We start from the raw sequence: 13,217 nt of genomic DNA on the forward strand, positions 1-13,217 counted from the left end.
TAATTCATAAAAACAAGATAATCAAAGTATGGCCACAAACGAAAACGAATATTCCGGCAATGTTATTGAGGTTCTCAAGGGACTTGAACCTGTAAGACGCCGTCCAGGTATGTATACAGATACTCAGAATCCAAATCATCTGGGTATGGAGGTAATTGATAACAGCGTTGATGAGGCAGTTGCAGGATATGCTACTGTGATAGATGTTGTTCTGTTTGAAGATCAGTCACTTATGGTAACTGATAACGGCCGAGGCATGCCTGTAGATATTCATCCAACAGAGAAGATCCCAGCTATTGAGCTTATTCTTACAAAGCTTCATGCCGGTGGCAAATTTGATTCTAAGGCCTATAAATTCTCAGGCGGTCTTCATGGAGTTGGCGTATCTGTTGTTAATGCTCTTTCTAAAAAGCTTGTAGCAACTGTAAAGAGAAACGGAATTGTCTATGAAATAGAATATGCAAATGGCAATAAGGTTCGTGAGCTGTCAGAGATTGGCACGTGTCTTAAAAAAGAGACTGGTACATCTGTTCACTTCTGGCCTGATGATCCATACTTTGATGATGTAAAGTTTGATGTTTCACTGCTAAAGCATCTGTTAAAGGCAAAGGCTGTATTATGTAAAGGTCTTACAATCAATTTTGAGGACAGAGTGCATGATACAAAGGAAAGCTGGTCTTATTCTGGTAATCTTACTAACTATCTTACAAATTCTGTAGGTGGCCGTGTTGTTGAGCCTAATCCTCCTTTCTCTGGTGAGGTTATAAATGAGGATGAGGAAGTTGAATGGGCTGTATGCTGGGAGCTTGAAGCTGGTGCCCGCACAATCGGTGAATCCTTTGTAAACTTGATTCCTACTTTTGATGGCGGTACTCATGTAAATGGTTTTAGAGCAGGTCTTACTGGTGCGATAAAGGAATTTTGTGAGTTGCACAATCTTCTGCCTAGAAATTTAAAACTTGTTGCAGACGACGTATGGAATCACTGTTCTTTTGTTCTGTCACTGAAGATGCGTGATCCTCAGTTTGCAGGTCAGACAAAAGAGAAACTCTCCTCAAGACATATTGCCTCAATTATTGAAGGCATTATTTATGACAGATTCTCCTTATGGCTTAATTCAAATGTTGAAGTTGCAACTGTAATTGCCAATCTTATTATTGATTCAGCTAAAAGCAGAGAATCTCAGGCAAAAGTTATAGACAGAAAGAAAGTAAGTAAAGGTCCTGCACTTCCAGGAAAACTATCTGACTGTACATCAACAGATCCAAGTCGTGCTGAACTGTTCTTAGTAGAGGGTGATTCTGCTGGTGGTTCTGCAAGACAGGCTAGAGATTCAAGCTATCAGGCAATTCTTCCTTTAAGAGGTAAAATTCTTAATACCTGGGAGGTTAATGCTCAAAAAGCTCTTGAATCAGAAGCTATCAGATCAATATCAATTGCAATCGGTGTTGAGCCTGATTCAGATTCATTAGATGGTCTTCGCTACGACAAGATCTGTATTCTAGCTGATGCGGACTCTGACGGTCTGCACATAGGTACCTTATTGTGCGCTCTTTTTGTTAAGCACTTCACAAGACTTGTAAGAGAAGGTCATGTTTATGTGGCATGTCCTCCACTATTTAGAATTGATTGTCCTAAAATTAAAGAGTATGCCCTTGATGAAGCTGAACTTGAAAGCAAGAAAAAAGCTCTTATAAGAAAGGGTATAAAAGCTGAAAATATCGTAGTACAGCGATTCAAAGGTCTAGGTGAGATGGATCCTGCTCAGTTAAGAGAGACAACTATTGATCCAAACTCTAGACGCCTTATGAAGTTAACATTAACTACAGAGTCTGATGATAATACCTTTGCTCTTCTTGACATGCTTTTCTCTAAGAGCAGAGCAGAAGATAGACGTCAGTGGCTTGAAGAAAACGGTGATAAGGCTGATATGCTTGATTAGGTAGCTTATGGCTGATAACGACGACAAGACAGAACAACCGACTGGTAAAAAAATTTCAGATGCCAGAAATAAAGGTCAGGTACCAAGATCAAAAGAAGCTGGTACTTTCTTTGTTCTGATAGGTGGTGTTCTGTCTATATGGGCCTTTTCCTCTTTATTAGGATCAGGCCTTCGTCAGATTATCATGAACAGCTTTTCCTTAACTCGAGATCAGATTTATTCAGTTGATGAATTCAGACGAATATTTGTACAGAATATTCTGTCTATTGGCATACCAATTATTGGAATCGCACTCTGTGTTTTTGTGCTTGCAATCATAGGAAATATCATGATTGGCGGGTACAACTTTTCAAAAGAAGCATTAAAGCCTAAATTCAACAAGTTAAATCCTGTTACAGGCATCGGCAGAATCTTTTCATTAAATTCAATTATTGAACTTGTTAAGGGCATATTCAAAGTAGTATTTATTGCATCTTTTTGTTATTTTGCACTTTCAGGCAGAATTCATGAGGTAATGGGGCTGTCTTATATTGATCCACATGCTGGAATAAAAAGAGCAATTTCACTTCTGTTTCAGTTTATGGTTATCGTTGTATGCGCGATGATACCTATAATCATGATAGATGTTCCTTATCAGAAATGGCATTACTTAAAGCAGCTTCGAATGAGTAAGCAGGAAGTTAAGGACGAATATAAGGATACAGAAGGTAATCCTCAGATTAAAGGAAAAATCAAGCAGCTGCAGTTCCAAATGGCTGCAAGACGAATGATGCAGGATGTTCCTACTGCTGACGTTGTGGTTACCAACCCAACTCACTTTGCTGTCGCCATAAAATATGATCCTGATGGAGAAACCGCTCCTTTGGTTGTTGCAAAAGGAGTAGATGAGATTGCAGAAAAGATAAAGGAAATTGCTCGAGAAAGTGACGTTCCTGTGATCCCTATCCCGCCTCTTGCACGATCTTTGTACTATACAACAGATTTGAACAAGGAGATTCCAAGAGGTTTATTTAAAGCCGTAGCATCTTTGCTGGCATGGGTTATGGGTATGAAAGCCTTTAAGGAAGGTAAAACCAATCAGCGTCCTCGCGATCTTGATAAAAATTTACCGATTCCTGAAGAATTAAGGTTTTAATTTTTTTTAAAAATAGTGTAATATGTGATCTAATTCTGATTTGAGTTTGCAATAAACTTGTCATAATCAGGGTTATAAGGGTGTTAATGAGGAAATTTTTATATGGTAACTAAAAGTACCCCTAAAAAAACTACAACTCAAAGCAATGCTGTAAAGGCTGCACCAGCTGCAGATTACAAGCAGAGCGTTGCAAAATTCAAAGATTCAGTTCTTAATCACTTACGTACCACTATTGGTACATCTCCTGCAAAGGCAAGCAAGCTTGCTTGGTGGCAGGCTGTAGTTGCAGCTGCTAATGAGGATATCTTCGGCAGATTGACTGATACTCAGGAAACTCATGCTAAGAATGATACTCGCGCAGTTCACTACTTATCGGCAGAATTCTTAATGGGTAGATTAACTATCAATAATCTAACCAATCTTGAAAAATTTGATATCGCACGTGATGCCTTAAAAGAGTTAGGCTTAGATATCAACGAAGTTTGTGAAGAAGAGCCAGATATGGCTTTAGGTAATGGTGGTTTAGGCCGTTTAGCTGCATGTTTCATGGATTCTCTTGCAACTTGCAAGTATCCATGTGTAGGTTACGGTATCCACTATGAGAACGGCTTATTCCGTCAGGAAATCCGTGGTGGTAAGCAGGTTGAGCGTCCAGATTCATGGCGTGAATACGGTTCACCACTTGAGGTTTGCCGTCCAGAATCAATTCAGAACGTACCACTAGGTGGTTATGTTGACAAGCAGACTGCTCCAGATGGTTCTGTAAGCTCTGTTTGGCATCCTGCTACAATCATCAAGGGTGTGCCTTGGGATATTCCTGTAGTTGGCTACCGTGGTTCATCAGTTGCAATTCTCCGTTTATGGGAATCTCGTTCAACTGAGCAGTTCAACTGGGATGTATTCAATGCTGGTGGTTATGTTGATGCACAGGCTGAAAAGTCACTTGCAGAGACTGTGTCTAAGGTTCTATATCCTAACGATTCAACTGAAGCTGGTAAGGAATTACGTTTAACTCAGCAGTACTTCTTCTGCGCATGTTCATTACGTGATATTTTACGTCGTTACAACCGTACTCATCACCATGACTACTCAGAGTTTGCAAAGAAGATCGTTATCCAGTTAAACGATACTCATCCAACAATTGCAATTCCTGAGTTAATGAGACTTCTTATCGATGAGGAAGGCTTATCATTTGACGCAGCATGGGATATTGCTCAGAAGTCATTCAACTACACCAACCACACTCTGCTTCCAGAAGCATTAGAGAAGTGGCCTGTATACATCTTCGAGAAGTTATTACCACGTCACTTAGAGATCATCTATGAGATCAACTATCACTTCTTAAACGATGTTGTTGAGAAGAAGTGGCCTGGCAACAACGATATCAAGGCTAAGCTTTCAATTATCGAAGAAGGCGAGTGCCGTAAGGTTCGTATGGCTAACCTATGTGTTATTACATCAGGTAAGGTTAACGGCGTTGCTAAGATTCACTCTAAGCTTGTTAAGGAAGACCTATTCCCAGAGTATGCTGAGTTATGGCCAAACAAGTTCTGCAACGTTACAAACGGTGTTACCCCACGTCGTTGGTTATTAGCATGTAACCCAGGTTTAGCAAACATCTACAATGAGGTTTCAGGTAAGGATTGGCCTCTAAACTTAGATGAGTGCGAAAAGTTAAAGAAGTTTGCTGATAACAAGGATTATCAGGACCGCTTCATGAAGGTTAAGCACGACAACAAGGTTGTTTTAGCCAAGACCATCAAGGAGTTAGTAGGTGTTGATGTTGATCCTAACGCAATGTTTGACGTTCAAGTAAAGCGTCTTCACGAGTACAAGAGACAGCACTTAAATCTGCTTTACATCTTATCTCTATATAAGAGCTTATTAGAGAATCCTGATATGGATATTCCTGCACAGGTATTCATCTTCGGTGCTAAGGCTGCTCCTGCATACACACTTGCTAAGGACATCATCTATGCTATCAACGCTGTTGGTGACAAGATTAACAACGACTTACGCATCAAGGGTAAGTTAAAGGTTGTATTCTTACCTAACTACCGCGTAAGCTTAGCTGAGAAGATCATTCCAGCTGCTGATATCTCAGAGCAGATTTCAACTGCAGGTTATGAGGCTTCAGGTACTTCTAACATGAAGTTTGCAATGAACGGTGCTTTAACATTAGGTACTATGGACGGTGCAAACATCGAAATCGTTGAGAAGGCTGGTATTGAGAACAACATCATCTTCGGTTTATCTGTAGAAGAAGTTCAGTCACTAAAGGCAAACGGCTACAACTCATGGGATTACTACAACTCTAACTCAGAGCTTAAGTCAATCCTTGATTGGTTAGATACCGATTACTTCACACCAGGTCAGCCAGGTGTATTATCATCAATCAAGCGCTCATTGTTAGACAATGGCGATCCATTCTTAGTATTAGCAGACTTTGCTTCTTACAAGGATGCTCACCAGAGAGCTCAGGCTATGTTCAAGGACAAGCAGCGTTGGGCTAAGGCAGCTATGATTAACTCTGCTACAATGGGTATCTTCAGCTCTGACAGATCAATGCACGACTATGCTCGTGATATTTGGAACTTACAGAGCAAGAATGTTGACTAATTCATAGTTAGTTAAGTTTAATAAATCCCCTGAATTAAAGTTTAGGGGATTTTTTTTGCCTATAAGTATTTAATAAATAAAATACCTTGATATGCAGGTTAGCAATAAGTATATATTCACGCATAGGCAATGCTGTTGTGTGTAGTTTAAATTCAAAACAAAATCAAATAATAGTATGAATCCTGTTATTGATCGCATGATTGATAAGTATGAGATTGTGAAATTAACTTATGAAGAAAAACATCTAGTTGTTGAAGATCATAAAAGGTTCGGAACAGCATATACTTGTAGGGCATTAGGAATTTCAAGAAATTTGTGTTGTACAGACTTATGTCTATAGGTGAGTGGATTTATATGGCTTTGGAATGGTAATTATTAATGATAGATCTAATGACGAATTGAGATGGCATTAACAGCAATTAAAGTTATAAAAATTGGTACAACGCTGACAGAGTTTGTAAAAAGTTAAAAGACCTGTCTCCAATTAATTTCTGGAAACAAGCCTTAAAATCAGTTAGCATGACCTGGAAACTTAAGTGATCAACTTTCTGGTCATAACTATTAGTATCAGCTTTGATGCATTACAAATCTTAGCTTATTTTTTAGGATAAGCTCTTTCGTATGGCCAGGTGCTTATTCCGCCTGCGTCAAGAACATAATAATATCCAAGTGAAATCAGCTTGTCTGCAGCTGTTTTGGAACGGCGACCAGATCTGCAGTAAACAACAACAGGTTTTGATAGATCGGATCCTATTACTTCTTGTGCTGTCTCTTTACTGATTGAGCCTAAAGGAAGAAGTTTTGCTCCCGGTATATAGCCAGTTTCAAATTCTTCTTTCTCTCTAACGTCAACTAATACAACTTTACCTGTGCCAATAAGAGAATAGGCAGTAGGATGATCAATCTTTGTGTAGCCTGCGTTGATTGTAAAGGTATTTTCAGCCATTGCATTTCCTATATATGATAAGCCACATATTAATGAGACTACGGCAAGGAATCCTTTAATACGATTCATTTACTTTACCTGTGATTGAATTTTTTTGACGATATTAGTAGTTGAGCATCCATCAACAAATGGAATAATTATTACTTTACCACCATCGGCAAGAACTTCTTTATGTCCTGCAATCTGTTCAACCTTATAGTCTCCACCTTTGACTAATATGCTTGGTAGAACTCTTGAAATCAGTCTTTGAGGTGTATCTTCCTCAAATGATACAACATAGTCAACACAACCTAGTGCTGCAAGAAGCTCCATACGCTCTTCAAGTGGAACGATAGGTCTTGTAGGTCCTTTTAATCTTGAAACTGAAGCATCTGAATTAACAGCGATAATAAGTGCATCACCTAATGCTCTTGCCTGCTTTAGATACGTTACATGGCCCTTGTGCAGAATATCAAAGCATCCGTTTGTCATAACAACTTTTTTACCCTGTTTTTTCAGATCACTAACTAGTGAAACAAGTTCATTTTCACCTATTAAGCCACACTTCTCATCAGGATTGTTTCTTCCAAGAGCGCTGTATAATTCAGCAGGAGATACAGTTGAAGTACCAATCTTGCCAACTACAATTCCAGCAGCACAGTTAGCAAGTTCGCATGACTGAACAATATCAAGACCTGAAGCAAGACATGTTGCTAGTGTACCGATAACTGTATCACCTGCACCTGTAACATCATAAACTTCACGAGCATATGTAGGCAGATGGACAGCTTTCATTCCTGGTCTTATTAAAGACATGCCATCTTCTGATCTTGTTACAAGGAGCATCTTGAGATTTAGTTCTTCAATAAGAGTTAATGCCTTTTGTTCTAAATCTTCATCGTTTTTTACTTTTCCAACAACAGCCTCAAATTCAGACATATTTGGGGTAAGTAGAGTAGCACCTGAATACTTTTTGAAATCAGTTCCCTTAGGATCGATTAAAGTTGGAAGATTATACTTTGATGCAATTTCAATCATTTTACTTACACATGATAAAGATCCTTTACCATAGTCAGAGAAAATAACCACCTTTGTATCTTTGATTGAATCTTCGAATGCTCTTAATATCTTATCTTCATCAAGATTTGAGAAAGAATCTTCAAAATCAAGTCTTAAAAGCTGCTGGTTTCTGCTAAGAACTCTTAGTTTTGTAATTGTTGGATGAGTCTGAGTAAGCACAAAATCAGGAGAAATATGATGTGATCTTACAATTTTCTCAAGGATTTCAGCATTTTTATCTTCACCGACAATACCAACAAGATTACAGGGTGCACCTAATGATGAGATATTGATAGCAACGTTTGCTGCACCGCCAGCACGGTCTTCTTTATCAGTAACTCTGACTACAGGAACTGGTGCTTCAGGTGATATTCTGCTGCTAGGTCCTTTCCAGTAGCTGTCGAGCATTACATCACCAACAACTGTAACTTTTCCTGTAAATGATAATGATTGATTTGTCATAGTCTTATTTCCTGATTAAAGAATTCCTGCACGCATGAGATCATGAAGATTAAAAGCACCTATTGGGTGGTTATCATCATCTACAACAACAAGAGAGTTAATCTTAAGTTTGTGCATGAGTGCAAGAGCATCTGCTGCAAGATCGTCTGCCTTTACCTTACCTCTAACAGTAGAACTCATCAGTTCTTTAATATCTGTATTGATAGTTGCTCCCTTCTCAAGAGAACGTCTCAGGTCACCATCAGTATAAACGCCGGCAAGTTCATTTGAATCATTGACAATGCAGATAAAACCAAGAGTTTTTCTTGTCATTTCAAAAAGGGCATCTTTTAGTTTTACATTGTCATGAACAACAGGAATTTCTGTGCCTTTGTGCATAACATCCTGGCAGTGTACAAGAAGTCTTCTTCCTAAAGCTCCACCTGGATGAGACATTGCAAAGTCACGTTCTGTGAAGCCTCTAGCTTCAATCAGTGCCACAGCAAGTGCATCACCTATGGCAAGTTCAGCTGTAGAGCTTGATGTTGGAGCAAGATTAAGAGGGCATGCTTCTTTTTCAACATGAGCACTCAATGTAACATTTGCTGCTTTTCCAAGAGAGGAATCAACATTGCCTACAATAGCAATCAGAGGAATCTCTCTTCTTTTGAGAATAGGGATTAGGATCTTTAATTCAGAGCCTTCGCCTGAATTTGAAATAGCAATTACACTGTCATCCTTACCAATCATACCAAGATCGCCATGTGCAGCTTCACCTGCCTGAACGAAAAATGATTGGGTACCGGTACTAGCCAGAGTGGATGCTATCTTTGATGCAATATGACCTGATTTACCAACACCGGTAAGAATAACCTTTCCTTTGGTGTTCATCATAATCTGGCATGCTTTTACAAAGTTTTCATCAATTGCAGGGATTAGATCTAATAAAGCCTGAGCTTCCTGCCTTAAAACTTTTATGCCGGCACTGATACATGACTGTGAAAACATTGAATAACTCCTAAAAATAACTGCCCTATATTTTATCAAAACTTTATATATATTGAGGTGGTAAAAGAAAATAATACTTAACAATATGTTTTAATTTATCTGTAAAGACATTTTGCAAAAACAAAAATTCAGGTTGCATTTAAAATTTTCTGACATATTGTCCTTATCTTGTTTTACCTGACATGTAAGTAAGCTATAATTCAATAAAAAATATCCTATGAGAATACATACATATGAGACAGAACAGTACTAATAATCAGACTAAGTATCAGGTATATATCTACATTATTACAGTTGCAGCGATGTGTACCATATTTGGTTTTAATTTAGGTGCTCTGATTTCAACCAAGCTACGTCTTGTTAATATTTTTATGTTGGAAATCTATGACATTGACAGCATGATAAATACATTCTTGTTAGGATCATTTGTAGGTTCTTTTCTCTGCGGCCGACTCATTGCTCAGACAGGAAGACTTCAGTCAATACTAGGTGCATTTATTATTGGTGTGCTTGGACATAGTACTTCTGCAATGTCTCCAACTTTCAGTACTCTTTTTATATCAGAATTTGCCGTAGGCGCCGCATTTGGTATATATCTTTTGGCCTCTACATGTTATGTGGTTGAATTAGCACCTTCATCTAGCAGGGGTACGTGCTCAACTCTTATTGGAGTATTTTTCTGTTTTGGCCTTTTAATCGCATTCTTATTAAGAAATGTAATTGCACGTAGCAATATCGAGGTTGTGTCGTCAGTTATTGTTCTTTGCATTCCTGTTCTTCTTTATGCATATGCAAGACTTCCTGAAAGTCCAAGATATCTTTCTTTATCAGAGTCATCAGATAGAGCATTATCAGTTCTGATTAAGCTTAGAAACAAGAATTCAGAAGCTGCAAGAGAGCTAGCTGCTATCAATGAGTGTGTTCTAGGTGAAGACAGAGGTATCAACCTTTTCTTTAAAAGCTCTGTATACCGTTCTGTTATATGGATCCTTTTATCAACAGCACTTTTAATTTTCTTTCAGGGATGTGCAATCATACCTTTGATGACATCTGACCTATGTAAGATTTACAATGCTGCTGTAGGCTCACTCATGCCACATGAAAGATATGAACTCAACTATATACTGATAGGCTCTATATTTATCGGTATTCTTCTTGCATCTATTTTAAGTTCATATCTAGTAGACAAGGTTGGTCATAAGGCTGTAATGCTTGGTGCATGTACGTTTAATGAGGTATTACTGCTGTCATTATTCATTCTTTTATCACTAATGAACAGACAGTTTGGACCATATGCATTTGCCTTGATTCTTCTGCTTTTTTCCTTTTCATCTGTAATACTGCTAAATGTATTCATTACAACACTGCTCCCTGAACTTTTACCTTTAAAAGGAAGAGAATTTGGTTTGTCAGTATGTCTTATTACTTGCTATGCAGCTATCATGCTTTGTATGTATCTATTCTCAAGAATAATGCATAACTTAGGTATTCAGTTCATGATTTCCTTCTTTGTTATCATAGGTGCAATTTTGTATGTTGTACTTAAGGTTGTAATACCAGAGACAAAAGATCAGATGTTAGAGCAGATGGAGAATACTATATTCAATGAGCGTTCATTAAAGGCTATTGATAAAAAGTAGTTAAGTAACTCAAGTTTTGCGTTTCGTTTTAACTAAAAATCGGCTTGTAAATGTGGTGCTAGATCGCATTTTTAAGCAATTCTTTCGTTAAGATTGAACTGCAAAACTAGAGTTTCTTATGTACAAAATAAATCAGTGTTACCCATAAAAAAAAGCTCATACTAAAAACTAGCATGAGCCTTTATTGCTTTAAAATTTTATTTTTTTAAAGCTAAGTTAATCTGCTCAACATGCTCTACCTTTAAGTCACCCTGTGAATAGAGTAGAGAAAGTCTTGAAACGATATACTGATATCTTGCAGCAGAAGCTTTTTGCATTGCATCATATAGATTTTGAGTTGCATTTAGAACATCAGTCATTGTTCTTGTTCCAACATCATAACCTGCGATAGTTGCGTTTAAGGCAGACTGAGCAGAAATTGCTGAATTGCTATATGCCTTTACAGAGCTGATTGAAGCATTAACATTGTTATAGCTGTTATTTACATTAGCAATAAGCTTTCTATGTGCCATTTCTAAAGATTCTGAAGCCATTAGATACTGAGCCTGTGCTTTATCAACTTCTGCTGATGTTGCACCTCCGTGGAAAATAGGAATAGTCAGAGTAAGTCCAATTGATTTAGACCAGTCATTTCCATTCTCTAGATTTGCAGCCGGATTTTCCTTTGTATATGAGGTATATCCAGTAGAAACATTAGCATTAAGATCAAGAGTTGGTTCATGACCAGAACGGGCAAGAGTGATCTGATCTTTAGCTATATCCCTTGAGATGATATTCTGCTGAATTGACAGATTGTTTTCTTCTGCTTTCTTTATAAGCTGTACGATAGTATCTGTAACTACAGGAGTTGAGAATTTTGATGTATCAAGCTCAGCTAGATCCTTTTCACTAAGTGGTCTGCCGATAAGCAATCTTATCTCCTCATAAGAGTTGATAAGATCATTTTCAGCTACTATCACAGCTGCATTTGATAAATCATATGCTGCCTGAGCTTCCAGCTTGTCAGTTTCTGCGATAAGACCAACCTGAAGTCTTCTGTCTGCTTCATCAAGCTGTCTTTTTAATGCAAGATTATTTGCTTTCTGGAACTTAACCTTATCTGCTGCATTTAAAACGTTGAAGTATGCGTTACATACTCTGACAATCAGATTCTGCATTGCATCAGCATAAGCAAGATCTTTTACAGTTGCTGTTTTTTCAGCAATAGATCTGTTAGCCCAGTTAGAATGTCTCCATAATGACTGTGAAAGATTTGCAGTTGCAGCACTCTTCTTGTTGCTAGCTCTGTCTCCAAATTCATTATAGGTACTTGTTCTTGTTTTGGTAATTGAGCCTATAACATCAATTTGAGGTAATAATGCTGCAGTAGCTTGTGAAAGGTTTGCATGAGCAGCTTGTGCTTCTGCTTTTGCCTGTGAAATAACTGTATCTCTTTGTAGAGCTTCTTTGTAGATATCCATTAAATCAGCTGCATTTGCACAAAAACTTGCAGATGCAAAAAGTGCTAATGCCAAGGTAGATAATTTAGATTTCATTTGTTTACCTCAAGATATAATTACTTAGCCTAATTATATCAAGATGATTACGCTAATTTTATGTTTTACTTTTATATTATTGAGCAAATAATTCATAATTGTCAGTAATTATGAGCAATGAATTCTTAAAAGAACAGACAAAGAATAAAAATGGCAGTAAATGAAAAAGATATTTTTGTATCAGTTCCTTCCTATTCTACAAAAAATTTTGATATCAGATTTATAAAACCGGATGATTGTGAAGCACTATTAAAAGTGTACTCAGATAAGATGGCGCAACCTATTTTCAATTCTGATAATTGTCATGGAGACGATTTCTGCTATGAAACTATCGATAGAATGAATAGTGCTATGAAGTTCTGGTTTGAATCTTATGAAAAGAGATATTTCGTAAGATATGCGATAGTAGACAGACAAACGAATACTGCCATAGGAACTGTTGAGCTATTTACAAGATTTGCAGACGATCATTTTAACAATTGCATAATAATGAGAGCTGATCTTTTAAGCAGATATGAAAGGAAAGAATATATAAGAGAGCTTGCACTAATATTCATAGAGCATGCTAAGGAATATTATGAAGGACAAATTATTGCAACAAAGGCAATTAGCAGTGCAAGAGAAAGGATAGGCGCACTGTTGTCATTAGGTTTTAGAAAATCAGATTATAGTCTTATAGGATTTGATGGAACTGAGTATAAGGAATACTACGAATACTATCTGTAATAATTGGTTTTGAAATGGGGTGATGGTGGAGCTAACCGGGATCGAACCGGTGACCTCTTGCATGCCATGCAAGCGCTCTCCCAACTGAGCTATAACCCCGTAAATAATGAGATGGTGGAGGTAAACGGGATCGAACCGATGACCCTCTGCTTGCAAAGCAGATGCTCTCCCAACTGAGCTATACCCC

At 37.7% G+C, this 13,217-nt stretch carries 9 protein-coding genes and 1 tRNA gene; 5 read left to right on the top strand and 5 right to left on the bottom strand.

Features of this window, described 5'->3' with window-relative positions; all coding sequences use genetic code 11:
- The first annotated feature begins 28 nt into the window (after positions 1–28).
- The 3 genes from parE to J5V48_RS02575 all read left to right on the top strand — a co-directional run bounded on the left by parE (position 29) and on the right by J5V48_RS02575 (position 5,696).
- Positions 29–1,942 (top strand): DNA topoisomerase IV subunit B, encoded by a 1,914-nt coding sequence (gene parE, locus J5V48_RS02565; RefSeq protein WP_219936785.1) that lies wholly within the window; start codon positions 29–31, stop codon positions 1,940–1,942.
- A gap of 7 nt (positions 1,943–1,949) precedes the next feature.
- A complete protein-coding gene (gene flhB, locus J5V48_RS02570; protein WP_219936788.1) occupies positions 1,950–3,077 on the top strand; it encodes a flagellar biosynthesis protein FlhB in 1,128 nt (375 codons plus the stop codon).
- Positions 3,078–3,179: 102 nt separating this feature from the next.
- Positions 3,180–5,696: a glycogen/starch/alpha-glucan phosphorylase gene (locus tag J5V48_RS02575; RefSeq protein ID WP_219936790.1), complete on the top strand. Its 2,517-nt coding sequence runs from the start codon at positions 3,180–3,182 to the stop codon at positions 5,694–5,696.
- A gap of 595 nt (positions 5,697–6,291) precedes the next feature.
- Here the strand turns inward: J5V48_RS02575 and J5V48_RS02580 are convergent.
- Genes J5V48_RS02580 through J5V48_RS02590 form a run of 3 tightly spaced genes read right to left on the bottom strand, consistent with a single transcriptional unit; the run spans position 6,292 to position 9,129 of the window.
- The gene (locus J5V48_RS02580) at positions 6,292–6,711 is read right to left on the bottom strand and encodes a rhodanese-like domain-containing protein (RefSeq protein ID WP_219936792.1); all 420 of its coding nucleotides are present in this window, start codon (positions 6,709–6,711) and stop codon (positions 6,292–6,294) included.
- On the bottom strand, positions 6,712–8,142 hold the full coding sequence (gene hldE / locus J5V48_RS02585; RefSeq protein ID WP_219936795.1) for a bifunctional D-glycero-beta-D-manno-heptose-7-phosphate kinase/D-glycero-beta-D-manno-heptose 1-phosphate adenylyltransferase HldE: 1,431 nt from the start codon (positions 8,140–8,142) through the stop codon (positions 6,712–6,714). It lies immediately after the preceding gene.
- A 15-nt stretch (positions 8,143–8,157) separates the two neighbouring features.
- On the bottom strand, positions 8,158–9,129 hold the full coding sequence (locus J5V48_RS02590; RefSeq protein ID WP_219936797.1) for a KpsF/GutQ family sugar-phosphate isomerase: 972 nt from the start codon (positions 9,127–9,129) through the stop codon (positions 8,158–8,160).
- A 233-nt stretch (positions 9,130–9,362) separates the two neighbouring features.
- On the opposite strand from J5V48_RS02590, the gene J5V48_RS02595 reads away from it, so the two are divergent.
- Positions 9,363–10,769: an MFS transporter gene (locus tag J5V48_RS02595; RefSeq protein ID WP_219936801.1), complete on the top strand. Its 1,407-nt coding sequence runs from the start codon at positions 9,363–9,365 to the stop codon at positions 10,767–10,769.
- A 197-nt stretch (positions 10,770–10,966) separates the two neighbouring features.
- On the opposite strand, the gene J5V48_RS02600 is transcribed toward J5V48_RS02595, so the two are convergent.
- Positions 10,967–12,304 carry a TolC family outer membrane protein gene (locus J5V48_RS02600; protein ID WP_219936804.1) on the bottom strand — a complete coding sequence of 446 codons (1,338 nt, stop codon included), beginning with the start codon at positions 12,302–12,304 and terminating at the stop codon, positions 10,967–10,969.
- 150 nt (positions 12,305–12,454) lie between these two features.
- Here J5V48_RS02600 and J5V48_RS02605 point away from each other — a divergent pair, with 150 nt between their 5' ends.
- A complete protein-coding gene (locus J5V48_RS02605; protein ID WP_219936806.1) occupies positions 12,455–13,030 on the top strand; it encodes a GNAT family N-acetyltransferase in 576 nt (191 codons plus the stop codon).
- Positions 13,031–13,053: 23 nt separating this feature from the next.
- Here the strand turns inward: J5V48_RS02605 and J5V48_RS02610 are convergent.
- A tRNA-Ala gene (locus J5V48_RS02610) sits at positions 13,054–13,129 on the bottom strand.
- Between the last annotated feature and the right edge of the window lie 88 nt (positions 13,130–13,217).

The organism is Succinivibrio faecicola (assembly GCF_019448115.1).
GTDB lineage: Bacteria > Pseudomonadota > Gammaproteobacteria > Enterobacterales > Succinivibrionaceae > Succinivibrio > Succinivibrio faecicola.

What these genes read in the sequence shown, in the direction of transcription:
- J5V48_RS02580 (WP_219936792.1), bottom strand. Translation starts at nt 6,711, where the DNA reads ATGAATCGTATTAAAGGATTCCTTGCCGTAGTCTCATTAATATGTGGC.
- J5V48_RS02590 (WP_219936797.1), bottom strand. Translation starts at nt 9,129, where the DNA reads ATGTTTTCACAGTCATGTATCAGTGCCGGCATAAAAGTTTTAAGGCAG.
- parE (WP_219936785.1), top strand. Translation starts at nt 29, where the DNA reads ATGGCCACAAACGAAAACGAATATTCCGGCAATGTTATTGAGGTTCTC.
- J5V48_RS02605 (WP_219936806.1), top strand. Translation starts at nt 12,455, where the DNA reads ATGGCAGTAAATGAAAAAGATATTTTTGTATCAGTTCCTTCCTATTCT.
- J5V48_RS02600 (WP_219936804.1), bottom strand. Translation starts at nt 12,304, where the DNA reads ATGAAATCTAAATTATCTACCTTGGCATTAGCACTTTTTGCATCTGCA.
- J5V48_RS02575 (WP_219936790.1), top strand. Translation starts at nt 3,180, where the DNA reads ATGGTAACTAAAAGTACCCCTAAAAAAACTACAACTCAAAGCAATGCT.
- flhB (WP_219936788.1), top strand. Translation starts at nt 1,950, where the DNA reads ATGGCTGATAACGACGACAAGACAGAACAACCGACTGGTAAAAAAATT.
- J5V48_RS02595 (WP_219936801.1), top strand. Translation starts at nt 9,363, where the DNA reads ATGAGACAGAACAGTACTAATAATCAGACTAAGTATCAGGTATATATC.
- hldE (WP_219936795.1), bottom strand. Translation starts at nt 8,142, where the DNA reads ATGACAAATCAATCATTATCATTTACAGGAAAAGTTACAGTTGTTGGT.